The organism is Nocardia sp. NBC_00508, assembly GCF_036346875.1.
GTDB lineage: Bacteria > Actinomycetota > Actinomycetes > Mycobacteriales > Mycobacteriaceae > Nocardia.
In genome coordinates, this window is the sequence record NZ_CP107852.1 from 4,748,498 (window position 1) to 4,771,576 (window position 23,079).

Consider the following 23,079-nt stretch of genomic DNA (forward strand, 5'->3'; position numbering starts at 1 on the left):
TTCAACCGGGTGCGACCCAGGTCGATCCCGCGGCCTCCGCGGCCTCGCCGAACCGTTTGTCATAGGTCACGACGGCGGTCAGATCGTCGGCGAGTTCCAACGCGGTGGCCAGGTGCAGCGCATCGAGACTTCGAACGGTGGCCGGGGAAATCGCGGTTGCGTTCGCGCGCACAATCGCGTCCATCTCCAACCGGTCTATGTGTCACACGCCCCCGTCCGGTCGCTCGCAGCCCTGAAACACGGTTGGCTTTCCGCACCTACGACGGTTAGGTTGGCCGCGGAGCGAGACACATGCCGAACCGGATCTCGGAGGTTGATGAATATGGCTGTCCTCAGCCGTCTTTCGCATGCCTTCCGCCGGTCCGCGCGCCACTGACTCCGCAGACGCGTCGGTGCGGGCCGGTCCTCTTCGATGACCAGGAGTGTCACGTGTCTCTTGTTGTTTCCCCAGATCTGACCACTGAACATCTCGTCCTGCGGTCGTGGACGGCCGATGAGGCCGCCGCCGTGCTCCACGACCTGCGCGCGGCCGCCTGGGCCGCGGATTTCCCGGCCGAGGGCGATCGAGTCATCGCCGGGCTTTTCGGCGAGCATCCGGACTGGCTCGGACCGTTCGGGCACCGGTTGGTGATCGAGCGAGCGAGCGGGCTCGTGGTCGGATCGATCGGGTTGTTCTGGCCGCCGCTCGACGGCGATCTGGAGATCGGGTACGGCATCGTCGCGTCGCGGCGGGGTCGCGGCTACGCCACCGAGGCGACCGTCGCGCTGACCGCCCACGCGTTCACCGCGCCTGGCGTTCGTGAAGTGCACGCCGAGGCCGAACTGTCCAACCCGCCGTCGGTGCGTGTGCTGGAGAAGGCCGGGTTCCAGCGGGTCAGCGCAGCGGACGGTGTGGCCCGGTTCCGCGCAACATTCGTGCGGCGCAAGTAGGCGACCCGGCGGGGCTGCCGGTCAGCGGTGGGTGACCACGTTGACGATGGTCCCGCTGGGGTCGCGGACGAAGAAGCGGCGAACGCCCCAAGGCTCGTCGCGCAAGGGGTAGACGATGTCGGCGCCCGCGGCGGTCATCGCGCCGTGCACGGCGTCGACGTCGTCGACCTCCACGCTCATGTCCGGCTGCGGCTGTTCGGCGTCCGGGCCGACGAGCAGGACTTGGGCGGTCGGGTTGGACGGGGACGCCATCGTGACGACCCAGCCCAGGTCCATCGCCTCGCGGAAGCCGAGCAGCCGGTAGAAGTCGCGGCTGGCGGCCAGGTCGGTGGTGCGGATGTCCGGGGTGGCGCGGCGGATGGTCACTGCTGCTGTTCCAAGTCGGAGCGGTGCAGCGCGTCCTCCACGCGTTTGCGCGCGCCCGCCAGGTGCTCTTCACAACGGTTGGCCAGCGCCTCGCCGCGTTCCCACAGGGCGAGGGATTCGTCCAGGTCGAGGCCGCCCTGCTCGAGGATCTTCACCACGTTGACCAATTCGTCGCGGGCGCGTTCGTAGCCGAAGTTCACGATCTCGGCGAGTTCGTCGGCCGGATCGGCTTCCGTCCCGTCCTTACCCGTGGACTTGCCGGACTCGGCCAAGGTCAGTTCCTCCCTGTGTCGGTGTGCGGCGCCGATCCGCGACCGCGAACTCCATCGCTCTTCGCTCCGAGCGCCTGGGTGCCGAGCGCGGCGGCGGTAACGGCGCCGTCAGCGACCCGGATGCGCAGCTGGCTTCCCGCGGGCGCGTCCTCGATCGAGCGCACCACCACCCGCTCCCGGCCGGTGACGCGCTGCACGACAGCGTAGCCACGAGCCAGCGTCGCGGCCGGACCCACGGCGGTGAGTTTCTCGCGCAGGTGTGTGGTCGCCATCGTCTCGGTGCGGATGACCTGCTCGCCGCAGCGGCGCGCCGACCTGCGCAGGCGCTCGATCTCCTCCTGACGGCGGTCGACCTCGCGCAGCGGGTCGGCCAGCACCGGCCGCGACCGCAGCTGGGTGAGCGCCCTGGTCTCGCGGTCGACCCAGCCGCGCAGCGCGGCGGCGGTGCGGCCGCGCAGCTCACGGACGCAGGCCAGCTCGGCGGCGGCGTCCGGGACGATGCGCTTGGCGGCGTCGGTCGGGGTGGCCGCGCGCAGATCGGCGACGAAGTCGCTGAGCGGATTGTCGGGTTCGTGGCCGATCGCGCTCACGATCGGGGTGGTCGCGGCCACGATGGCGCGGCACAGCGCCTCGTCGGAGAACGGCAGCAGGTCTTCCACGCTGCCGCCGCCGCGGGCGAGCACGATCACCTCGACGGCGGGGTGGCGGTCGAGTTCGGCCAGCGCGGCGAGCATCTGCGGCACCGCGGTCGGTCCCTGCACCGCGGTATTGCGGATCTCGAAGCGCACCGCGGGCCACCTGTTTCGCGCGACGCTCAGCACATCGCGCTCCGCGGCGCTCGAGCGGCCGGTGATCAGGCCGATCGTCCCGGGCAGAAACGGAAGCGGACGCTTGAGCCGGGGATCGAACAGGCCCTCGGCCGCCAGCAGCGCTTTCAGCCGCTCGATGCGGGCCAGCAGTTCGCCGATCCCGACAGGCCGGATTTCCAGGATCCGCAACGAGATCGTGCCGCGGCCGGTGAAGAAGGAGAGTTTGCCGTAGACCACCACCCGGCTGCCCTCGTGCAGCGGGACGGGGGAATCGCGGATGAGGTCCGGATCGCAGGTCACCGAGAGGGACATGTCGGCGGAGGGGTCGCGCAGCACCAGGAACGCGGTGCGCGTGCCAGGGCGCAGGTTGATCTGGGTGATCTGGCCCTCCACCCAGATGCTGCCGAGCCGGTCGATCCACTGGGCGACCTTGATGGCCACCGAACGCACCGGCCACGGGTGCTCGGCGGAGTTGGCCGACGCGGCGGCTGGTTGGCCGGAAGTTTCCCGGCCAACCGTCGGCGAGGGGGGTGTCCGAGGATCGGTCACTGGGCCTGCACGGTGGCGATCCGGTTCGTCAGCATGGTCACGAACGGCGCCCTGGCGCGGGTGTGCTGCTCGTACTCCAGCAGCGCGATGAGGTCTTCGACAGTCAGCATCCGCAACCGGGCGCGCAGCTGGGCCAGGGTCATGTTGACGTAGTCGTACCGGGTGGCGACTTCCGGTTCGACGATCTCGGACGCTGCCGCGGCGGGCTCGGGATCCGATTCGGATTCCGGCTCAGCGGTTTTCGGCTCGGCAGGGTCGTCGATGGTCGGCACCGAAGTGGTGTGGCCGTTGGTCTCGGTGGCGCGGGCGGCGTCCGCCGGGAAGTTTTCGGGCGTGTGGGCCGGTTCGGCCTCGTCGGCGGTGTAGAGGTCGAATCGGCTGGTGTGGGGGGTGACGGGGCTCGGGTCGTCGGCCAGGTCTTCGTCGAAAGTGGCCCACTCCGGCTGGTCGACCGGGCGGTTGGACAAACGGTCGAAAACCGCGTCGCCCTTCAGGGCCAAACTGGTCACGAACTGCTGGACGTGCATCGTCGTTTGCAGCATCTGACTGATGGCCGTGATCGGGAAATTCATTGCCGCCGTGGGTAGCCGGCGGGTTTCCTCGAGGGCGTATACGGCGGCACCGGCGGCGACCCGGGCCAGAAAGGGTGGTCGAAGCATGGTCCTAGCCTGCCCGAAATGGTGTGCTATGCAAAGGAGGGGTCTGCGCGGTTCGAATATCCGTCCGCCCCTACGCGTGGCGGATCGGCCGGAATTACGCGGCGCAGCGCTCATATGCGGAGAATAGACCGCGGGTCACGTCGCGAAGTATCCGCACGGGCACGCGCGTCGCGGCTCCGTGGCATTCCGCGGCGGTCTTCCGGCCCAGCTCGCGGCCCGTACCAGGTCGATGCCGCGAGGATGTGACGGACAACTCCCGGAAGTGGCGAGGCCCCGGGGCGCACGTATCCTGTGGGCATGTCTTCGGCCATTCCCTTGAACGTCGGAATCGCCCGCTCAGCCGGCGCCGCAAACGCCGACCGCGGAAAGCGTGTGCTGCTCGCTGAGCCGCGCGGGTACTGCGCCGGCGTGGACCGTGCCGTCGAGACCGTCGAGAAGACGCTGGAAAAGCACGGCGCGCCGATCTACGTGCGCAAGGAGATCGTGCACAACCGGCACGTGGTGGAGACGCTGCGCGAGCGCGGCGTGGTCTTCGTCGACGAGACCGACGAGGTCCCCGAGGGCGCGGTCGTCGTATTCTCCGCGCACGGCGTCTCGCCCGCGGTGCACGAATCCGCCGCGGCGCGCAATCTGCACACCATCGACGCGACCTGCCCGCTGGTCACCAAGGTGCACCAGGAGGCGAAGCGGTTCGCCCGCGACGATTACGACATCCTGCTGATCGGTCACGAGGGCCACGAGGAGGTCGAGGGCACCGCAGGCGAGGCGCCCGAGCACGTCCAGCTGGTCGATGGGCCGGGCGCGGTGGACAACGTCACCGTGCGCGACGAGTCGAAGGTGATCTGGCTCTCGCAGACCACCCTGAGCGTGGACGAGACGATGGAGACGGTGCAGCGGCTGCGGGCGCGTTTCCCCGGCCTGCAGGACCCGCCGAGCGACGACATCTGCTACGCCACGCAGAACCGTCAGGTCGCTGTGAAGGCGATGGCGCCGGAATGCGACCTGGTGATCGTGGTGGGTTCCCGCAACTCCTCGAACTCGGTGCGCCTGGTCGAGGTCGCGCTCGGGGCGGGCGCCAAGGCCGCCCACCTGGTGGACTTCGCCCGCGAGGTCGACCCGGCCTGGCTCGATGGCGTCCGCACGATCGGTATCACCTCGGGCGCGTCGGTCCCCGAGATCCTGGTCCGCGGCGTCCTGGACATGCTGGCCGAGCACGGCTACGGCGATGTCCAACCGGTCACCACGGCCAACGAGACGCTCGTCTTCGCGCTGCCGCGGGAACTGCGCTCTGTTTGATTTGCCGCGACTGCGTCGCGGCGTGTTCGCGGCCCCTTTGTGGCTCGCGTCCGAGCGACCGCCGCTCGCGACTTCGTCGCTTGCGCGTCGGCCGCTCGGACGCGAGCCGGGCCGCGAACGGGGAATGCTCGGTTTCGCTGCGCTCGAAAGTGGGGGTGGGGCCGAGTGGTTGCGTGGGTCGGCAACTGCGGTATCAAGGGTGTGCTGCGCTTCTTCGTTAGCGGTGGTGTCTGCCGCTGGCGAGTTCGTGGCGGATGCGTCGGCTGCTCGGGCCGGGCCGTGAACGGGGGATGCTCGGTCTCGCTGCGCTCGAAAGTGGGGGTGGGGCCGAGTGGTTGCGTGGGTCGGCAACTGCGGTATCAAGGGTGTGCTGCGCTTCTTCGTTAGCGGTGGTGTCTGCCGCTGGCGAGTTCGTGGCGGATGCGTCGGCTGCTCGGGCCGGGCCGTGAACGGGGAGTGCTCGGTCTCGCTGCGCGCGAAAGTGGGGGTTGGGCCGTGTGGTTGCGTGCAATGGCCCGCGCGACCGAGGGTTCGCCGCCTGTCGGTGGTGGGTGGTTCGGTGGGCGCCGCTGGCGGCTGCGTGGCGGACATAGTGGCCACCTCGCGGCAGCGCGGCGTATTCGCCGCGATGGCGGTGAACGGGGCATGCTTGGTCTCGCTTCGCTCGAAACGGGGGTTGGGCGGGTGCGGTCGCATGTGGCGGTGGCGGCGTGACCTGCGTGTTCGCCGCGTGTCGGTGGTGGGCGGTCCGGTGGGCGCTGCTGGCGGCTTCGTGGCGGAACATACCGGCCACCTCGCGGCAGAGCGGCGTATTCGCTGCGATGGCCGCGAACGGCGAGTACTCGCTCGGAAGCGGGCGGCGCGATGTCATCGCGTTGGGCGGGATTGCAGCTCCCGGACCACGCTGTCGTACTGGGGGCGTCCTGTAAGTCTCGGCTGCTTGGGACGAGCCTCATGTGAGCCGCCACCTGCGATTGGTCGCAGTCGCGAGGATTTTGCCCGGTAGTGGGACTTCTGCGAGAGGGCGTGTGCCGAATCCGGCTACAGATTCTCCGGCCTGCGTCGTTCGGTGCGGTTCGAATCACGATCGCGGTAGCGCACGTTGGGTTGCGGATGCGGGGGGATTTCGCGGCGGGCGCCTGCCGGGCGCGGTGGCTCGCCTTCGGCGCGGGGCATTGCACCGGTCGGGCGGGAACCGCCGCGTGCCGGGGTGCGGCCCTCGCGCGGCCGGGACGGCGCGACTCGCGGCGGAGCGTCGGCGACCTGGGCCGCGGTGCGGCGAGGCGGGCGGGGGGCGGGGTCGTCCACGTCGTCGAGGTCGGGCCCGTCGGGCTCGGGCCGGGGTCGGCGGGCTTTGCGGCGCGCCGCGTCCGCGAGCGTGCCGGAGGGGCGACCGGGCTTCTTCTTGGCGGGCGATTTGCCCGAGCCCGCGCCGCGGCGCACGGGTAGTGGCCTGCTCGCCTCTGCCTCGCGCCGGTGCATCAGGATTCGGGCGCCGCCGATCAGCGCCACGACGACCGTGGCCAGCATCATGGTCGGGAAGCGGTTCACCAGCGGGATCGCCAGGTTCAGCAGGATGTCCTTCATCGAGGTCGAGCCGCGCCCGGTGAGCTGCTGATAGGCCAGTGGCACGGTGACGAACAGCAGCAGCGGCGGCAGCACCATCGTGCTGAACAGCCCGCGGTAGCGCACGGCCGCGACGGCCGCCGCGCACCCGACGATGTACAGCGCGGCGAACGTGCCGGTCAGCTCTCCGCCGCCGCCGCTGGCATCGATCAGGAATCCCACAAACGTGCAGGCAATCGCGATCAGGACCGCCGCGCCGACGGGGATCCCCGGCACCGACGGCAGGATCGAGCGTTGCGGCGCGGGCACCCGGGATCGCGCACGTTCGGAAGCAGCCACGCTATGCACCCTAGTTGCCGCCGCGCACGGCGGCGTGGCGGCACGGCTATAGACCGGTTGCTCGCCTGCCTCGGTGGTCAGCGTCGAATCCAGGAACGGATCACCCGGCACGAACTCCGGCCACGAGCTCCGGCCGTGGATAGAAGGCCGCCGACTACGGCTGGGCGGCGCGCGCACCTTCTCATCGGCCGCGCTGAGCCCTGCCGCGACCAGCGCTCGTTGTCGGTGGACGTCGCGAGGCGCGCCTCCGCCGCTGTCGTGCGGTGGCCGGCCCGCGTCGCAGGTCCCAGTCGGCCGACGTCGACCCGGCCGCAAATACCGGTATCAGGGGCGACGAGCGTCGGAGCGGTCATTGCGCAGATGCTGCCTCATGCCACCGACAAGAACGAGTCTCGCGTACGGTCTTGACCATGGGGTCGGCAAACTCGCTTTGCCAGCAGACCGCCGGTCCGGACACCGCTCGGCTCCTGGCATACCGTGCCGCCCGCGTCGTGAGGTTCGAGAAGCCAAGGGATGAGCGGTGATTCGAGTCGAGGGACGAACACGCGGCATGACCCGGCGGACACGCCGCGCTGTGGCTGGGCAAACCCGACACAGCGGGCAGGTCGATTGAAGTCTGTCGGTGGGTTGTCCTACGGTTTCGCGGCATGCGGATGTTGCACACCTCGGACTGGCACATCGGGCGCACGTTTCATGGTGTCGATCTGCTTGCCGACCAGGCGCGTTCACTGACCGCGATCGCGCAGCTGGTGGCCGAGGAGTCGGTCGAGGTGGTCGTGCTGCCGGGTGACGTGTACGACCGGTCGATCCCGAGCGCCGACGCGATCGCCGTGTGCAACCGGGGATTCGAGGCCATTCGTGCGGCTGGAGCGCACATCGTCGCCACGTCGGGCAACCACGATTCGCCCGCTCGGCTCGGCGCCGGTGCCAGTTTCGCGGCGGCGGGCGGGTTGCACTTGCGCACCACGGTCGCCGACGCGGATCGACCGGTTCTGCTCGGGGACGAGCACGGGCTCGTCGCCTGCTACGGCATCCCGTACCTGGAACCGGAGATCACCCGCGCCGAACTCGGTGTGCCGCAGGCCCGATCGCATGCCGAGATCTTGGACGCGGCGATGGCAAGGATCCGCGCCGACATCGCGGGTCGACCGGGCGCGCGGACGGTCGTGCTGGCCCACGCCTTCGTCGTCGGTGGGGAAGCCACCGGATCGGAACGGTCGATCTCGGTCGGGGGGGTGGAGACGGTGCCGTTGGCGTCCTTCGAAGGCATCGACTATGTGGCGCTCGGCCACCTGCATTCGCCGCAGACGCTGGCGGAGTCGGTGCGCTACTCCGGCTCGCCGCTGCCGTACTCGTTCGCCGAGAACTCGCATCACAAGGCGGTCTGGATCGTCGACTTGGACGCGTCCGGCTTGCGTTCGGTGCGGCGCCGGGACCTGCCGACGATTCGGGGATTGAGCAAACTCACCGGTACCCTGGACGAGCTGCTCAGTGACACGGCGCACACCGAGGCCGAACAGCACTACGTCTCCGCGGTGCTCACCGACATCGCTCGCCCGGTCGACGCCATGCGCAAGCTCAGAGAACGGTTCCCGTACGCTGTGCACGTCGAATGGGCACGGCCCGAGGGCAACCCGGAGCTGCGCTACCGTGAGCGGGTGCACGGCCGCCGCGACACCGAAGTAGCCCGGAGCTTCCTGAGCGACGTTCGCGGCGCGCCGACCCCGAGCGAGATGACGTGGCTGGAGCGCGCGCTCGCCGCCGCCGTCGCGGAGCGGGAGCAAGTGACCGCGGTGACCGCGGCCGAGGAACTGTCCGCATGAGCGAGCGGGCCAGGGATATCACCGAGCGCTCGCCTGTGCCGGAGCCGGGTGTAGGCGCGGCGGTATGAGGCTGCACACGCTGGAGATGACCGCGTTCGGCCCGTACGCCGACACCACGGTCGTCGACTTCGACGCGCTCGGCGCCGACGGGTTGTTCCTCCTGCACGGCCAGACCGGGGCGGGGAAGACCACGGTGCTGGACGCGATCGCCTTCGCTCTCTACGGCAAGGTGCCCGGTGCGCGCGGCGAAAGCAAGCGGCTGCACTCCGATCACGCACCGGAACACACGCCCCCGCAGGTGACGCTGGAAGCGACCTTGGGCGGGCGGCGGCTGCGGCTGACCCGCAGCCCCGAATTCGAGCGTCCCAAGCGAGACGGCACCGGCATGCGCACTGTGCCCGCGAAGGCGACGCTGACCTGGCTGGACGGTCACGGCGAGAACCTCTCCCGGATAGTGGATATCGGCGAGGAGGTCCTGCGCCTGCTCGGCATGAGCGCCGACCAGTTCTTCCAGGTGGTGCTGCTGCCGCAGGGCGATTTCGCCCGTTTCCTGCGAGCGGACAACGAAGATCGCGAAAGGCTGCTCGAAAAGCTCTTCGACACCAAGCGTTTCGGCACCGCAGAGCAGTGGCTCGCGGACAAACGCCGCGCCGCCGAAACCGATCTGGACGCCCGCACCGATGGCGTCGAGCGACTGATCACCCAGGTCGGCATGGCGGCCGGAGTCGCGGATTCGGTCGGCTTGCCGGAGTCCGTCACATGGTCCCAAGATCTGCTGTCCGCCGCGCGGGCCGACCTCGCGGCCGCCGTCGCCGAAGTCGAACGCTGTCAGCAGGAGTCGGCGCGGGCTCGCGAGCAGGCCGAACAACAGCGTCGGTTACACGAGCTGCACCGCCGCATGGCTACCGCGCGTCGCCAGCTGGACGACTTCGCCGCCGACGCCGAACGGCGGGGCGCGCTGCACACCGAACTCGAACTGGCGCGCCGGGCAGAGCCGGTCGCGGCGGCCATCGACGAGGCGCGTGTGGCAGTCCGGACCCAGCGGCAGCGGGACAGCGAAAAGCAGAGCGCGGCACGCCGATTGGCGTCCAGACTCCTGGAACCGGCGAGCGCCGAACTCGGCGCGGCCGAACTGCTCCGATTCGATGACGACGCGCAGGTGCGCGACCACGCCGACATCGACGCGGCTGAGCTGCTCCGGTCCGATGACGCGCAGGTGCGCGACGACGCCGATATCGACGCGGCGATCCAGCGCTGGAGCGGGCAGATCGGCGCCCTGGACGAAGTGCGCACCGACGCCGCGACTGCCACCCGGCTCGGCGGCGAGCTCGTCGCGCTGCGCGCCGAGGACGCGACGCTGGCCGAACGCATCATCGAACTGACCGAGCGACGCGATACGTTGCCCGCCGCGCTCGCCAGGGCGGAAGCCCGGCTGCGCGAGGCGACCGAGGCGGCCGCGGCGCTGCCCGGCCTGACCGCGGACACCGAACGTTTGCAGACCGCCGCGACGGCCGCCGTCGAACTGGCTACGCGCCGAACCGCACTCGATCACGCCAGGATCGAGTTCGACACCGCCCGCACCGCGCACCTCGACGCCAAGGAACTCGTGCTCGACCTGCGCGAGCGCAGGCTCTCCGGGATGGCTGCCGAGCTGGCCGGTGAGCTGGTCGATGGAAGTCCGTGCTCGGTCTGCGGTTCCGCCGACCATCCCGCGCCCGCCCAGCCCGCCGCGACCTCGGTCGCCAAGGACGAGGAGGAGGCCGCCACGGCGGCCGAGCGCACGGCGGAGCACGCCCGCGACCGCGCGCTGGCCCGCATCACCGGGTTGGAGCGCGAGATCGAAGCGCTGGTCGCGCGCGGCGGCGACACCGATCGCGTCGAGCTCGCCGCCGCATTGCGCACCGCGACCGACCGTTACGAGGACACGGTAGAACTGGCCGCACACGCCGATGCCCTGACCGCCGACCTCACCCGCCTGCGCGACGACCAGACGCGCCTGCACGATGAAATGCGCGAAGGTGCCGCCCGCCGCAGCGCGGTCGCCGCCACGATCGCCTCCGCCGAAAAGCGCCTGACCGAACTCACCGAACGACTGCGCACCACGGCCGGTGCCGACGAGACCATCGAGCGCCGCCGCGCCCGGCTCACCGCCCTCGTCGCCGAGGCGACCGCATTGCGCGAGGCCGGCTCGGACGCCGCGGCGGCGCGCGAGCAGGTGTCAGTGATCGCTGGTCGTGTCGAAAAACTCTCCCTCGCAGCGGGTTTCGCGCCAGCGGCCGATGGCAGCGAACTGCGCCGCGGTTCCGCCGACCCTCGCGCAGCATCACCTCATGCGGTCGTAACCGACATCGCCACCGCGCCGGGTGCCGCCCACCACGATGTCCTAGCTGATGCGGACGCGGACGACACGGTGCGTCACCCGCGAGCGGGCCGCGATGCTCCACGCGATGACGTCGCGTTGCTGACCGCATACGCGAAGGTCGTCGCCGCCGCGTCGCGTACGCCCGAGCGGCAGGCCGAGATCGAGGCGCAGCTCGTGGCGGCCGACCGGGTCCGTGCGCATGCGGAAGCCGTTCTGGCGGAGCCGGAGATCCGGGCCGCGGTGGCGCTGGAGCCCGGTGACCTGGCCGAATTCGACGCACAGGTAGCGGCCGCGCAGACCGGCCTGAACGCCGCCGTGGCCGCTCATGCCGAAGCCGGCAGGCGAGCGAGTCAGCTGGAGGACCTCGGCGGTCAGCTCTGGGCCGCTGTCGAGCGGATTGCGCCGGCCCAGCGGGCTTTCGAGGAGTTGAAGGGTCTCGCCGAAGTGGTGGCCGGGCGCGGCGCGAACAACCGCCACATGTCGCTGCACTCCTATGTCCTGGCCGCCCGCCTGGAAGAGGTAGCGCAGGCGGGGTCGTTGCGGTTGCGCAAGATGTCCGGTGGTCGTTATGAATTCGTCCACTCCGACAAGGCGGGTCCGCGCGGCCGCCGCGGCGGGCTCGGCCTCGACATCCGCGACGACTACACCGGCGCCATTCGCCCCGCCAAAACGCTTTCCGGCGGCGAAACTTTCATGGCCGCACTGTCATTGGCGCTCGGCCTGGCCGACACCGTCGCGGCCGAATCCGGTGGCGTGGTCCTGGACACCCTTTTCATCGATGAGGGCTTCGGCGGCCTGGACGCCGACGCCCTCGACGCCGTCATGGCCGTTCTCGACGAACTCCGCGCCGGTGGCCGGGTGGTCGGCGTGGTCAGCCATGTCGACGAAATGCGTCAACGCATCCCCAGCCGCCTGCACGTCCTCCGCGGCCGCGATGGCTCCCGGCTGCAAGCGACCATCGCTTGACCGAGCGGCTCGGCGAATCGCTCGCCGATATCTCGAGCATTCTGGGGCGGACGAGTATCGAAGGCGGATAGCGATTTTACGTACGGGCCCGGGCGCTGACGGCTCGACCAAGTCCAGCAGAAGCCTGGCCATGGTTTACAGACAGCGGGCGTCGACCAAGTGCGGTCCGGGGATGCTTCAGCCCTCGTGGTCGAGCAGCCAGCGTTTTACCGGCAACCCCCAGCGGAATCCGCCGAGTGCGCCGCCGATGCGGAGGATTCGATGGCAGGGCACGAACAGGGCGGCAGCGTTCCGGGCGCACGCGTTGGCCGCGGCGCGCGTGGCGTCGGGGCGGCCGGAGCGGGCGGCGAATTCGGTATAGGTGAGCGGGCTGCCCGCGGGCACCTTGCGCAGCACTTCCCAGGCGTGCACGAGGAACTCCCCGGACTGTTGTCGAACGGGAATCGGGTCGATCGCCGTGAGGTCGCCCTCGTGGTAGGCGGCGACGGCACTGGTCACGTCGCCCAGCGAATCTCGTTGCCGCAGCTGAGTGGGCCGCAGCGTGGGATGGATCAAGCCACGCAGATTCTCCGCGTCGGAGGTCCATCCCGCGGCCAGGACCGCACCGTCTGCGTCGACGAGCGCGGTGAACGGCCCGAGTGGAGTCTCCGTAGTCGCGAAATCCGCTGTAAAGGCGACCTTTTCGGCGACGCTGGATGGAACGGCGATGCTGGTGTTCATGATTCGACACTGCCTTTCGTGGTGGCGAGCGCGGGAACTTTAGCGGGTGTGGCGCGGTCGGTCAGCGCCGCTTTCCAGAGGTGCATCGACAGATACGACCGCCACGGCGCCCAGCGCACGGTATCCGTCAGATCGATGCCCAGTAGGGTCGCGCCTTGACGGACCACCAGATCGGTACTCAGTAGGACGTCCGGGTCGGCGAGCAGGCGCATGGTCACATAGTCGGCGGTCCACGGCCCGACGCCGTCCAGCGCGAGTAGATCGCGGCGCAGGTCGGCGGCGGTGCGTCCTTGGTGCAGCAGCAGGTCCCCGGTGGCGAGCGCCTCCGCGGCGGCGACGATGGAGCGGATCCGTCGCGCAGGGCCGGTCAAGACTTCTGAGCCGCGCTCGGCGATCACCTCCGGGGCCGGGAACAGCAGCGGGATCGGACCGTCGACTCGCGCACCGAGCGCTTCGACCAGCCGGGCGGTGTGCGTGGCCGCGGCGGACACCGAGATCTGCTGCCCGATCATGGTGCGCAGCAGGAGTTCCGCTCCATCCAGACAGCCGGGCACCCGGATACCCGGCGTGAACGACGGCCGCAGCGCACCGAACCGGTCGATCTCGGGCATCGCCTCGGCATCCGGCGGCGAGCCCGCACCGGCGTCCGGCAAAGACTCGGTGTGGTGATCCGCCAGCTGTTCCATGGACGGCCCGCGCGTCCCCGGCCCGGCACCGAGCGCCTCATCGATCCCGACCGGGTCGGCATCGAGATCCAGCAGATGCCGCAGCCGCGCCACCGTAGGCGCGAGATCGCGCATGTCGTGTAGGGACAACTCCGCCCGCACGTGATCACGCTGGAAACTCAGCCGCGCGGTGGCGTGCCCGTGTGGGGTGCGCAGGTTCCTGGTGTACGTGCTGTTTTCCCACAGTTCCATGCCGGGCACGACGTGCGCGGACAGGAACCATTCCAGCCAGGCGCGGTCCAGCGGCTCCCGGTACGGCAGCCGCAGCGTGAGCGAGCCGTTGGCGGCGGCCGCGGGACGAGCGGGCGCGCCGGATCTCGCGCGCTGAGCCTCGGTCCGCATGGTGGTGGGGCTGACCGCGAACACCTCGCGCACCGTGTCGTTGAACTGGCGGATGGAGGCGAATCCGGCCGCGAACGCGATATCGGACATCGGCATCGTGGTGGTCTGGATCAGCAGGCGCGCGGTGTGCGCTCGGTGCGCCCGGGCCAGCGCCAGCGGTCCCGCGCCCAGTTCGGTGCTCAGCACCCGGGTGAGCTGCCGCTGCGAATAGCCGAGCGTGGCGGCCAGCGCGGGCACCCCGCCGCGTTCGATGACCCCGTCACCGATCAGCCGCATCGCCCGGGCGGCCAGATCCGCCCTGGTGTTCCACAGCGGCGAGCCAGGGGCTGCGTCCGGCAGGCAGCGGCGGCAGGCACGGTAGCCTGCCTGCTGCGCGGCGGCGGCGGTGGGCAGGAACGACACGTTGGCCCGCTTCGGCGTGATCGCCGGACACGAAGGGCGGCAATAGATTCCGGTGGTGCGCACCGCGGTGAAGAAATGCCCGTCGAATCGGGAGTCCCGGGTCGACACCGCCCGATAGCAACGTTCGAAGTCCAATGCCGTGATCGTCACGTCCACCACAATGGCAGCTACGGCGAACCTGTGCTAGCGGAAATCAGCCATCGTCGCCAGGCGCTGTCGCCACCTCACACAAGCGCCATGGCATCCGGCGCGGTGGAGAGTGGTGCGAAGCACCGAAACGACATGCGGCGGCGCGCACCAAAAAAAGTTCACTCAGCAGCAGCGGTTGGCCGGATTGCGATCCGCCTCGGCATGCCGCTGCCGCCAGTACTCCCGCTCGGTCGGAATCGCGCACTCCGGGTGCCTGCGCCGCAGGTGCTCGACGTAACGCCGGTAGTCCTGTCCGCCCAGGATCGAGTTGAACCACCAGATCCCGGCACGAACGCCGTCCCCGCAGACACGCGCCGTGGCGCGCAGCCGGGTGTCGGCCGGTCGCGCGGACCGGTCGGCACCCGTGCTGGCGGCATCACTCATTGCGCATGAACGTGTGCCGCGCCGGGCGCGCGCACCTGTCCGGTCGCGATCAACTCGTCCCACTGCTTCTGGACTTCCTTCTCCGCCGCGGTGGCGACGAATCCACTGGGCGCGAAGATCTTCGACGGCTCCTCCGGGGTCTCGCTGGTCGTCGTCTCGCCGGAGCGCCAGGCGCGGAAGGCGACCACCGCGCCGACGACCGCCACGATCAGCACCAGCACCGCGAACACGATCGACAACGTGCCTTGGATGAAGGTGTTGCGCACGATCGCGTTCATATCGTCCTGGGTCTTCGCGGTCAGGCACAGCTTCCCGGCCTCCTGTGCCGCCTGGCAGATGCTGTGCTGCTTCCAGTACCCCAGCTTCGGGTCGGCGGAGAAGATCTTCTGCCAGGACGCGGCCATGGTCACCGCGAGATCCCAGGCCAGCGGTATGCCGGGAACCCAAGCCCATTTGGCCAGGCCCTTCTTCACCAGAATCACCAGCACCACGGTCAACGCCATCGCCGCGAGCAGCTGGTTGGCGATGCCGAACAGCGGGAACAGCGTGTTGATGCCGCCCAGCGGATCGGTGACGCCCATCAGCAGGATCGACCCCCACGCGGCGACCACGAGCGCCGAGCACAGCCACGCGCCGACCCTCCAGGAGGGATCGCGGAACTTCTTCGCCGCTCCGCCGAAGTTGCCCAGTGCGTCCGACAGCATGAACCGCGCCACCCGCGTGCCCGCGTCGATCGTGGTCAGGATGAACAGCGCCTCGAACATGATCGCGAAGTGGTACCAGAACGACTTCATGCTGGCGCCGCCGAGGAACTGGTGGAACACCTCGGAGATGCCGACCGCCAGCGTCGGCGCGCCGCCCGTGCGGGAGATGATCGTCGTCTCGCCGACGTCGCTCGCCGCCTGGCTCAGCTCGGCGGGCGTCGTGGGGGGACCGCCGAGGCCGAGGCTGTTGGTGTAGGCGGCTGCCTTCTCCGCGGTGCCGCCGGTGAGCCCGACCGGCGCGTTCATCGCGAAGTACAGGTGCTGGTCGATGATCGAGGCGGTGATGATGGCCATGACCGCGACGAACGACTCCATCAGCATGCCGCCGTAGCCGATCATCCGCGCGTGCGATTCCTTCTCCAGCAGCTTCGGCGTGGTTCCGGAGGAGACCAGTGCGTGGAAACCGCTGAGCGCTCCGCATGCGATGGTGATGAACAGGAACGGGAACAGCGAGCCAGCGAACGCCGGACCGGTGCCGGAGGTCGCGAATGTCGAGACCGCGGGCGCCCGCAGCACCGGCAGCGTGATCAGGATGCCGACCGCGAGCAGGACGATGGTGCCGACCTTCATGAAGGTGGACAGATAGTCCCGCGGCGCCAGCAGCAGCCATACCGGAAGCACCGAGGCGAAGAAGCCGTAGGCGATCAGCAGCCACGAGATGGTCACCGGCGAGAGTGTGAACCAGTCGGTGCCCCAGTCGGTTTCCGACACCCAGCCGCCGCTCACAATGGCCAGCAGCAGCAGACCGAACCCGATCGCGGACACCTCGCCGACCTTGCCCGGCCGCAGGAACCGCAGGTAGACACCCATGAACAGTGCGATCGGGATGGTCATTCCGATCGAGAAGACGCCCCACGGGCTGTGCGCGAGCGCGTTGACCACCACCAGCGCGAGCACCGCGAGCAGAATCATCATGATCACGAGAATGCCGACGATCGCCGCCCAGCCGCCGATCACGCCCAGCTCGTCGCGCGCCATCTGCCCGAGGCTTCGACCGCGCCGCTTCATCGACACCCACAGCACCAGGTAGTCCTGCACCGCCCCGGCGAGCACCACGCCGACCACGATCCAGATGGTCCCCGGCAGGTAGCCCATCTGCGCCGCGAGCACCGGACCGACCAGCGGACCCGCGCCCGCGATGGCGGCGAAATGGTGCCCGTAGAGCACCCGCCGGTCCATCGGCATGTAGTCCTTGCCGTTCTCCAGGATCTCGGCGGGCGTGGCCAGGTCGTCGCGGGGTTTGGTGATCTTGCGTTCGATGAACCCGGCGTAGAAGCGATACGCAATGAAGTAGGTGCACACCGCTGCGATCACGATCCACACCGCGTTGACCGATTCGCCACGCGAGATGGCGAGCACCGCCCAGGCGATCGCACCGAGTACGGCGATCCCGGCGAAGATCAATTTCTTGGCCGGAGTGATCGGGGATTTGTCGACCACGCCGACGGGCGGCAGATCGGGATCGGTCCGCAGATATTCGATTGTCGCCATCGGCCTACTCTCCTGTGAAACGCGCAGGATCTTGCTGAAACACGTGACAACGTATCCGATCGATGATCGCCGTCGTGCCGATTCGGCCCGCCAGGCGAGCAGCGTGAAATATTGTTCATGTGTCGGCCGTCACCCTGTGATAGCCGAACGTATGCTGCCATGCGGTTCGAAGAAGCTCCACATCCGCCCCGGAGGAGGGCTGTGTTGCGTGCCGATCCCGTCGCCCGGGTCCGTCGCCGGACGTTGCTCGGGTCGGCGCTGGCCGCACCGCTGCTGGCGACCGGTGGGTGCGGTTCCGATGACGACGCCCTGACCTTCTTCTTCCAGGCCCGGCCGGAAGAAGCGCGGGTGCGGCTGAAGATCATCGACGAGTTCCGGAAACGGCACCCGGACATCAGGATTCGCACCATCATGTCGGGGCCCGACCCCATGCAGCAGATGCTCACCTATTGTGCCGGCGGCAAGTGCCCGGACGTGCTGATGGCCTGGGAGCTGCTGTATTCCGGCTTGGCCGAGCGCGGTGTGCTGCTGGATCTGAACACTCTGCTGGAGCGCGAGCCGCAGTACGCGGACCAGCTGCGCGCCGACAGCTACCCGGCGCTGTACGACACCTTCACCTACGCCGGTGGCCAGTACGCCCTGCCCGAGCAATGGTCCGGGGTGTTCCTGTACTACAACCGGCAACTGTTCGCCGACGCCGGGCTCACCCCGCCCACTCGCTGGCGTGACGCCTGGTCGTTCGACGAGTTCCTCGCCGCCGCCCGCGCTTTGACCAGGCACGACTCGTCCGGGCGGACCCGATGGGGCTTCGCCGACGCGTGGGTGCCCTACTTCTCGGCAGCCTGCTTCGGCATGAACAACGGCGCCGAGTGGTTCACGCCATCGGTGAATCCGACCAGGACCAACGTCGGTGATCCGCGGTTCGCCGAAGGATTCCAGTTCTACGCCGACCTCGCGGTGCGCCACCGTGTGGCGCCGAAAGCGGCCGACACGCTGTCGGTTTCGGCGCCGGACCTGTTCCGGCGGGGACGCGCGGCCATGGCTTTGGGCGGGCATTGGCTCTATTCCGAATTCGCCGGGCACGGCGATCTCGCCATCGACGTCACCGTGTTGCCGGTCGGCCCGCGCGGTGGTCCGGGCGCCATCACCGATGTCGGCAGCACGGGACTATCCATCGCCGCGGACAGTCCGCGCATCGAACAGGCCTGGGAGTTCGTCAAATTCGCGACCGGGCCGGTGGGGCAGGAGATCATCGCCGCGTCCGGATTGTTCGTTCCGGTGCTGAAATCCGCCATGGGCTCGGCGGGGTTCGCCGCCGCGCACCGCGAGATCCGCAATCTCGAGGTATTCACCGAGGGCCCGGCCAACTCCCGGCCCCTGCCGGTGACGCCTGCCTGGGGCAAGGTTTCGGCACTGCTGGAGCGGGGCTCCAACCGCGTCCTGCGCGGCGCCGCCACCGCTGACTCCTTGAACGGCCGCTTCGCCTCCGACGTCGACGCCCTGTTGGAGGTGCCATGAGCCGGATACCGCGGCCGCGAACCGCGAGCAAAGCACCGTCCCGACTGGCGCGGCGGCGGGAACGGGCCGGTTGGGCATTCGTCGCGCCCAATGTGGGAGCTGTAGCGGTTTTCTTGTTGTTTCCGTTGGGCTTTTCGCTCTATCTCAGTTTTCATTCGTGGGACTTGTTCAGTCCCATGCGGTTCGTCGGCCTGGACAACTATTGGCGGCTGTTCGGATCCGATCCGCTGTTTCTCATCGCTGTGCGCAATACGGCTGTTTTCACGGTGCTGACATTGCTGCCCACGGTGGCGATCGGGCTCGCGGTGGCGGCGGTGCTGAACCGAAAGTGGCCCGGTATCACCATCTTTCGGACCGTCGCGTTTCTTCCATTGGTCGCGTCGGCGGTCGCCATGGCGGTGGTGTGGCGATTCCTGTTCACCGACGACGGCCTGCTGAATGTCGCGCTCGGCTGGATCGGCATCGACGCGGTGCCCTGGCTGACCGACCCGGACTGGGCGCTGGTGTCGCTGAGCATCGTCACCGTATGGAAGAGCGTGCCGTTCGCGACGGTCATCCTGCTCGCCGCCATGCAGGGCGTCCCGGAGACGCTCTACGAAGCCGCGAAGATCGACGGCGCCGGAGCGTTGCGGCGGTTCTCCGCGATCACGCTGCCGCTGATCCGCGGGCCGCTGTCGTTCGTCTTCATCATCACGATCATCAACTCGGTGCAGGCCTTCGACCAGGCGTACGCGCTGACCGGCGGCAACGGCGGTCCGGAGACGGGCACCTACCTGTTGGGGATCATGCTGTTCCAGAACGCCTTCGGTTTCTACGAGGTCGGCTACGCGTCCGCGCTCGCCTGGGTGATCTTCGCGATGCTGTTCCTGCTGACTCTGCTGCAACTGCGCATGGCCCGGCGGGCGGAGGTCGAGCAGTGAACGCGGTCGAGGTGGTGCGGCGCGCCCTGCCGGTCCGGCGCGGCGAAATTGTCGCGCGCGGCCGGGTCGAGCGGGCCATCGTGCGGCGCGCGGTTCGCGGGGCCGCGGTGTACGCCGCGCTGGTCGGTGTGGCGTGGTGTGCGCTGCTGCCGATCCTGTGGGCGGTGTCCGGGTCGCTGAAACGGGACGGTGAGATCGCCGACGCCGCATTGCTTCCGGAGCGGCCGCAGTGGTCGAACTACGGGAAGGTCTTCGAGCTGTTGCCGCTGGGGCGGATGCTGCTCAACACCACTATCTACGCGCTATGCGTTACCGCGGGACAGGTCTTCTTCTGCTCGCTGGCCGGTTACGCCTTCGCGCGCTTGCGCTTTCGCGGACGCGACATGCTGTTCCTGGCCTACCTGGCGACGCTCATGGTGCCGTTGACCGTGACGGTGATCCCCCAGTTCCTGCTGATGCGTGCGTTCGGCTGGGTGGACACCCCGTGGGCGATGATCGTGCCCGGTCTCTTCGGCAGCGCGTTCGGCACCTATCTGATGCGGCAGTTCTTCCGCACGCTGCCGACGGAATTGGAGGAGGCCGCCATCCTCGACGGCTGTACCACATGGCAAGTCTACTGGCGGGTCCTGCTGCCGCACACCCGCCCGGCCCTCATGGTGCTCGCCGTCCTCACCTGGATCACCGTGTGGAACGACTTCCTCTGGCCGCTGGTCATGATCCAGCGCGAGGACGTCGCCACCGCGACACTGGGTCTGGTCCGGCTGCAAGGCCAGTACCACACCCAGTGGCCGATCCTCATGGCCGCCGCGGTCGTCATCCTGCTTCCGCTGCTGGTGATCTACGCGATCGCCCAGCGCGCGTTCATCCGCGGCATCGCGATGTCGGGGCTCGGGGGGCGCTGAGCGGCTGCCTCGCCTTCGCTCGGCCCGGCGCGGGCTACCGGCGGACTTCGTCCGGCGGTGTCTTTTCTGCGGCTGTCTCTGCCGTCGCTCGGCCCGGCGCGGGCTATCGACGGACTTCGTCCGGCGGTGTCTTTTCTGCGGCTGTCTCTGCCGTCGCTCGGCCCGGCGCGGGCTATCGACGGACTTCGTCCGGCGGTGTCTTTTCTGCGGCTGTCTCTGCCGTCGCTCGGCCCGGCGCGGGCTACCGGCGGACTTCGTCCGGCTGCGCCCTTATTCGCCCCAGTAAGTGCCGAAGCTCCAGAGGTTGCCCTCGGGGTCGCGGACGGTGAAACCACGTGAGCCGTAGTCCTCGTCGCGCAGGCCGCGGACCACCTCGGCGCCCGCGGCGGTGGCGGGGGCGAACAGGGCGTCGGGGTCTTCGCAGACCAGATAGACCGAGTCGGTGCCGGGCGGGCGGGTGCCGAACGGGCTGTCGTCCTTGCCCGCCGAGCCGAACATGATGCCGCCCCCCAGCGGCCAGCGCAGTTCGGCGTGTTCGACGATGGACGGGTCGTCCTCGCGGGCGTAGCGCGCGGTCTCCCGGAAGCCGAACGCCTCGATGAGGAACGTTTCCATCGCGGGAGCGTCGCGGAAGGTCAGGGTAGGCCAGACGGCGGTGCGGGTACTGGTTTCAGTCGGGTTCGTCATGTCCTTCATCGTCAACCGGCGACCTCCTCGGCGGCTTGGACGGATGGAACCTCCTCGGCCAGCCAGGCCGTCGGGCTCGTCCCGGCGAGGTCGGCGAAGTCGCGATCGAGATGGGCCTGGTCGTAGTACCCGCAGGCAGCGGCCACCTGAGCGATGGTGATGTAGGAAGGCGTGTGCGCGAGCATCCGCCTGGCCCGCTCGAAACGGGTGATCCGGGCCGCCAGTTTCGGGCTCAGACCGAATTCGCCATTGAACCGGCGCGTGAGATGCTGCCTGCTCCACCCGATCTGCTCGGCCAGCGGGCCCACCGCGATGCCGCCGCCGGAACGGACCAAGGTATGCCAGGCCCAGGTCAGTTCGGGACCGACCACGCGATCGGGGTCGGCGAGCGCCGAGAGCACCCGGTCGCAGGCGGCGAAGCGTTCCGGCCAGGTCGGCGCGCACTGCAAACGTTCCCACAGTTCCATGCCCACCGGCCCGACCACGTCGGCGAATTCGACCGACGTGTCCCACAGCGCCGCGGCGGGCATGCCGAACAGCGTTCGGCAGCCCAGCGGCGTCAACTCCACGGCCACCCCTTCCTGGTAGCCGTCGTGCGCGATCAGCGCGGTGCTCTCCTGTAGACCGCTCAGCACGCAGCGGTAGTCCTGCGGGGACTGGCGCGGATCGGTCTGCTCGACGACATCGATGGTCGGGCCGATCGCCACGATGAAAGTCATGTGACGCGAAGGCAACCCGCGATGGATCGACGCGGCGAACCCGGACATGCGGTAGCCGAGGTAGCGGTCGATGAACGCCGCGAGCACTGGTGCCGGCCGCGCCGTCACCACCTCAGTGGTCGGCTCCATACGGTCACGCTACGCCGCACGTCGGCTATCGCAAGGTCGGCTCCGCGCAGCTCATGCGATCAGTTCGCGACGTGGACGTGCTTCTCCCCGGACCACGGTCGTGACTTCGTGTCCCGCCGTCAGCGCCTGGTGAACAACTCATCCACCGACCTCTCCGCTGGCCGCGGGCGACGGTGAGATGGAGCACTACAACGTGTAGTGGACTGTGGTCGAGCGCTGAGATCCGACTAGCGTTGCGCCTTCCGATGATTTGTGGAGGTGTTCATGCGGCGGGTCCAATACGGGCGCAGCGGCGGTCCCGAGGTGCTCGAACTGGTCTCGGCCGAGGTGCCGACACCGGGGCCGGGCGAACTTCTGGTTCGCGTCGAGGCGGTCGGGGTGACCCTGCCGGTGGTGCGGAAGGTGCGCGAGCAGCGTGAACCGATCGCGCTGGGCGGCGAGGTCGCCGGTGAGGTGGTGGCGGTAGGCGAGGGCGTCGACGGGTACGCGGCCGGGTATCGGGTCACGGGCTTGGTGTTCGGGCACGGTTACGCCGACTACGCGCTGCTCTCGGCGGCCATGGCCTCGCCGATTCCCGACGGAGCCTCCGCCGTCGACGCCGTCGCACTGGTGCGCAGCGGGCTGGTGGCGCTCGGTGCGCTCGACGCCGCGTCGCCGCAGGAGGGGGAGTCTGCGTTGATCACCGCCGCCGCGAGCGGCGTCGGCCACCTCGCGGTCCAGCTGGCGCGGGTGCGGGGTGCGGCGCGTGTGGTCGGCGCGGTGTCGGATCTCGCCAAGGCAGAGTTCGTGCAGAAGCTCGGCGCCGACGACGTGGTCGAGTACGGCCGGGAGTCCTGGGGCGCGCCCGCCGACTACGTGCTCGACGCCGTCGGCGGCGACCTGCTCACACCCGCGATCGCCGCCCTGGCCCCCGGTGGGCGGTTGGTCGCATACAGCTCGGGCGGCGGCACTATCCAGGCATACGACCTGCTCGTCGGCGCCAAGTCGGTGATCGGCTTCCAGATGGCCCGCATCGCGCGGGGGCGGCCCGAGGTGTACGAGCACTGGCGCCAAGAGCTGTGGCAGTACTTCGCGTCCGGCCAGGTGCGCCCGGCCGTCCACGCCGAATTCGCGCTGGACGAGGCCGCCGAGGCGCACGCTGTCATCGAGGGTCGCGCCAACCTGGGCAAAGTCGTCCTGATCCCTTGACCGGACCTGGGTTGCCTGTGCCTGCGGTGCGGGCACCCGGTTCGAGGCGGGCGCGGGGTAGC

At 69.3% G+C, this 23,079-nt stretch carries 20 protein-coding genes; 8 read left to right on the top strand and 12 right to left on the bottom strand.

Features of this window, described 5'->3' with window-relative positions; genetic code table 11:
* Position 1: 1 nt before the first annotated feature.
* Complete coding sequence (locus OHA40_RS20985) at positions 2 to 184, bottom strand: hypothetical protein (protein ID WP_442943777.1); 183 nt, start codon at positions 182 to 184, stop codon at positions 2 to 4.
* Positions 185 to 429: 245 nt separating this feature from the next.
* Between OHA40_RS20985 and OHA40_RS20990 the strand changes: the two genes are divergently transcribed.
* Complete coding sequence (locus OHA40_RS20990; RefSeq protein WP_330228599.1) at positions 430 to 930, top strand: GNAT family N-acetyltransferase; 501 nt, start codon at positions 430 to 432, stop codon at positions 928 to 930.
* A 21-nt stretch (positions 931 to 951) separates the two neighbouring features.
* Here the strand turns inward: OHA40_RS20990 and OHA40_RS20995 are convergent, their stop codons facing one another.
* From OHA40_RS20995 to OHA40_RS21010, 4 genes are all read right to left on the bottom strand, one after another.
* Entirely contained in the window at positions 952 to 1,296 is a 345-nt protein-coding gene (locus tag OHA40_RS20995; protein ID WP_330228600.1) for a VOC family protein, read from the bottom strand.
* Positions 1,293 to 1,499: an exodeoxyribonuclease VII small subunit gene (locus OHA40_RS21000; protein ID WP_442944066.1), complete on the bottom strand. Its 207-nt coding sequence runs from the start codon at positions 1,497 to 1,499 to the stop codon at positions 1,293 to 1,295. The genes OHA40_RS20995 and OHA40_RS21000 overlap by 4 nt, the downstream gene beginning before the upstream one ends.
* A gap of 71 nt (positions 1,500 to 1,570) precedes the next feature.
* Positions 1,571 to 2,926 carry an exodeoxyribonuclease VII large subunit gene (xseA, locus tag OHA40_RS21005; protein ID WP_442943778.1) on the bottom strand — a complete coding sequence of 452 codons (1,356 nt, stop codon included), beginning with the start codon at positions 2,924 to 2,926 and terminating at the stop codon, positions 1,571 to 1,573.
* The gene (locus OHA40_RS21010) at positions 2,923 to 3,585 is read right to left on the bottom strand and encodes a lipid droplet-associated protein (RefSeq protein ID WP_330228602.1); all 663 of its coding nucleotides are present in this window, start codon (positions 3,583 to 3,585) and stop codon (positions 2,923 to 2,925) included. Before OHA40_RS21010 ends, xseA begins: the two co-directional genes overlap by 4 nt.
* Positions 3,586 to 3,882: 297 nt before the next feature.
* Between OHA40_RS21010 and OHA40_RS21015 the strand changes: the two genes are divergently transcribed.
* A complete protein-coding gene (locus tag OHA40_RS21015) occupies positions 3,883 to 4,881 on the top strand; it encodes a 4-hydroxy-3-methylbut-2-enyl diphosphate reductase (RefSeq protein WP_330228603.1) in 999 nt (332 codons plus the stop codon).
* A 1,041-nt stretch (positions 4,882 to 5,922) separates the two neighbouring features.
* Here OHA40_RS21015 and OHA40_RS21020 read toward each other — a convergent pair.
* Positions 5,923 to 6,786 (bottom strand): DUF6542 domain-containing protein, encoded by an 864-nt coding sequence (locus OHA40_RS21020; protein ID WP_330228604.1) that lies wholly within the window; start codon positions 6,784 to 6,786, stop codon positions 5,923 to 5,925.
* 647 nt (positions 6,787 to 7,433) lie between these two features.
* Between OHA40_RS21020 and OHA40_RS21025 the strand changes: the two genes are divergently transcribed.
* Both OHA40_RS21025 and OHA40_RS21030 read left to right on the top strand, forming a co-directional pair.
* Positions 7,434 to 8,609 (top strand): exonuclease SbcCD subunit D, encoded by a 1,176-nt coding sequence (locus OHA40_RS21025; RefSeq protein WP_330228605.1) that lies wholly within the window; start codon positions 7,434 to 7,436, stop codon positions 8,607 to 8,609.
* 64 nt (positions 8,610 to 8,673) lie between these two features.
* On the top strand, positions 8,674 to 11,937 hold the full coding sequence (locus tag OHA40_RS21030) for an AAA family ATPase (RefSeq protein WP_330228606.1): 3,264 nt from the start codon (positions 8,674 to 8,676) through the stop codon (positions 11,935 to 11,937).
* 177 nt (positions 11,938 to 12,114) lie between these two features.
* Here the strand turns inward: OHA40_RS21030 and OHA40_RS21035 are convergent, their stop codons facing one another.
* The 4 genes from OHA40_RS21035 to OHA40_RS21050 all read right to left on the bottom strand — a co-directional run bounded on the left by OHA40_RS21035 (position 12,115) and on the right by OHA40_RS21050 (position 16,954).
* Positions 12,115 to 12,657, bottom strand: coding sequence for a methylated-DNA--[protein]-cysteine S-methyltransferase (locus OHA40_RS21035; protein ID WP_330228607.1), 543 nt, complete (start codon positions 12,655 to 12,657; stop codon positions 12,115 to 12,117).
* Positions 12,654 to 14,276: a DNA-3-methyladenine glycosylase 2 family protein gene (locus OHA40_RS21040; protein ID WP_442943779.1), complete on the bottom strand. Its 1,623-nt coding sequence runs from the start codon at positions 14,274 to 14,276 to the stop codon at positions 12,654 to 12,656. The genes OHA40_RS21035 and OHA40_RS21040 overlap by 4 nt, the downstream gene beginning before the upstream one ends.
* Positions 14,277 to 14,438: 162 nt before the next feature.
* A complete protein-coding gene (locus OHA40_RS21045) occupies positions 14,439 to 14,597 on the bottom strand; it encodes a YbdD/YjiX family protein (RefSeq protein ID WP_442944067.1) in 159 nt (52 codons plus the stop codon).
* A gap of 98 nt (positions 14,598 to 14,695) precedes the next feature.
* Positions 14,696 to 16,954 carry a carbon starvation CstA family protein gene (locus OHA40_RS21050; RefSeq protein ID WP_330228608.1) on the bottom strand — a complete coding sequence of 753 codons (2,259 nt, stop codon included), beginning with the start codon at positions 16,952 to 16,954 and terminating at the stop codon, positions 14,696 to 14,698.
* A gap of 159 nt (positions 16,955 to 17,113) precedes the next feature.
* On the opposite strand from OHA40_RS21050, the gene OHA40_RS21055 reads away from it, so the two are divergent.
* The 3 genes from OHA40_RS21055 (at position 17,114) to OHA40_RS21065 (ending at position 20,294) form a co-directional block, all read left to right on the top strand.
* Positions 17,114 to 18,472 carry an ABC transporter substrate-binding protein gene (locus OHA40_RS21055; protein WP_330228609.1) on the top strand — a complete coding sequence of 453 codons (1,359 nt, stop codon included), beginning with the start codon at positions 17,114 to 17,116 and terminating at the stop codon, positions 18,470 to 18,472.
* Positions 18,473 to 18,516: 44 nt separating this feature from the next.
* Positions 18,517 to 19,392 carry a carbohydrate ABC transporter permease gene (locus OHA40_RS21060; RefSeq protein ID WP_330234305.1) on the top strand — a complete coding sequence of 292 codons (876 nt, stop codon included), beginning with the start codon at positions 18,517 to 18,519 and terminating at the stop codon, positions 19,390 to 19,392.
* A gap of 77 nt (positions 19,393 to 19,469) precedes the next feature.
* Positions 19,470 to 20,294 (top strand): carbohydrate ABC transporter permease, encoded by an 825-nt coding sequence (locus OHA40_RS21065; RefSeq protein ID WP_442944068.1) that lies wholly within the window; start codon positions 19,470 to 19,472, stop codon positions 20,292 to 20,294.
* A gap of 270 nt (positions 20,295 to 20,564) precedes the next feature.
* Here the strand turns inward: OHA40_RS21065 and OHA40_RS21070 are convergent, their stop codons facing one another.
* Positions 20,565 to 20,981 (bottom strand): VOC family protein, encoded by a 417-nt coding sequence (locus tag OHA40_RS21070; protein ID WP_330228610.1) that lies wholly within the window; start codon positions 20,979 to 20,981, stop codon positions 20,565 to 20,567.
* 11 nt (positions 20,982 to 20,992) lie between these two features.
* On the bottom strand, positions 20,993 to 21,829 hold the full coding sequence (locus OHA40_RS21075; protein ID WP_330228611.1) for an AraC family transcriptional regulator: 837 nt from the start codon (positions 21,827 to 21,829) through the stop codon (positions 20,993 to 20,995).
* A gap of 264 nt (positions 21,830 to 22,093) precedes the next feature.
* Between OHA40_RS21075 and OHA40_RS21080 the strand changes: the two genes are divergently transcribed.
* Positions 22,094 to 23,017: a quinone oxidoreductase family protein gene (locus tag OHA40_RS21080; RefSeq protein ID WP_330228612.1), complete on the top strand. Its 924-nt coding sequence runs from the start codon at positions 22,094 to 22,096 to the stop codon at positions 23,015 to 23,017.
* Positions 23,018 to 23,079: the final 62 nt, after the last annotated feature.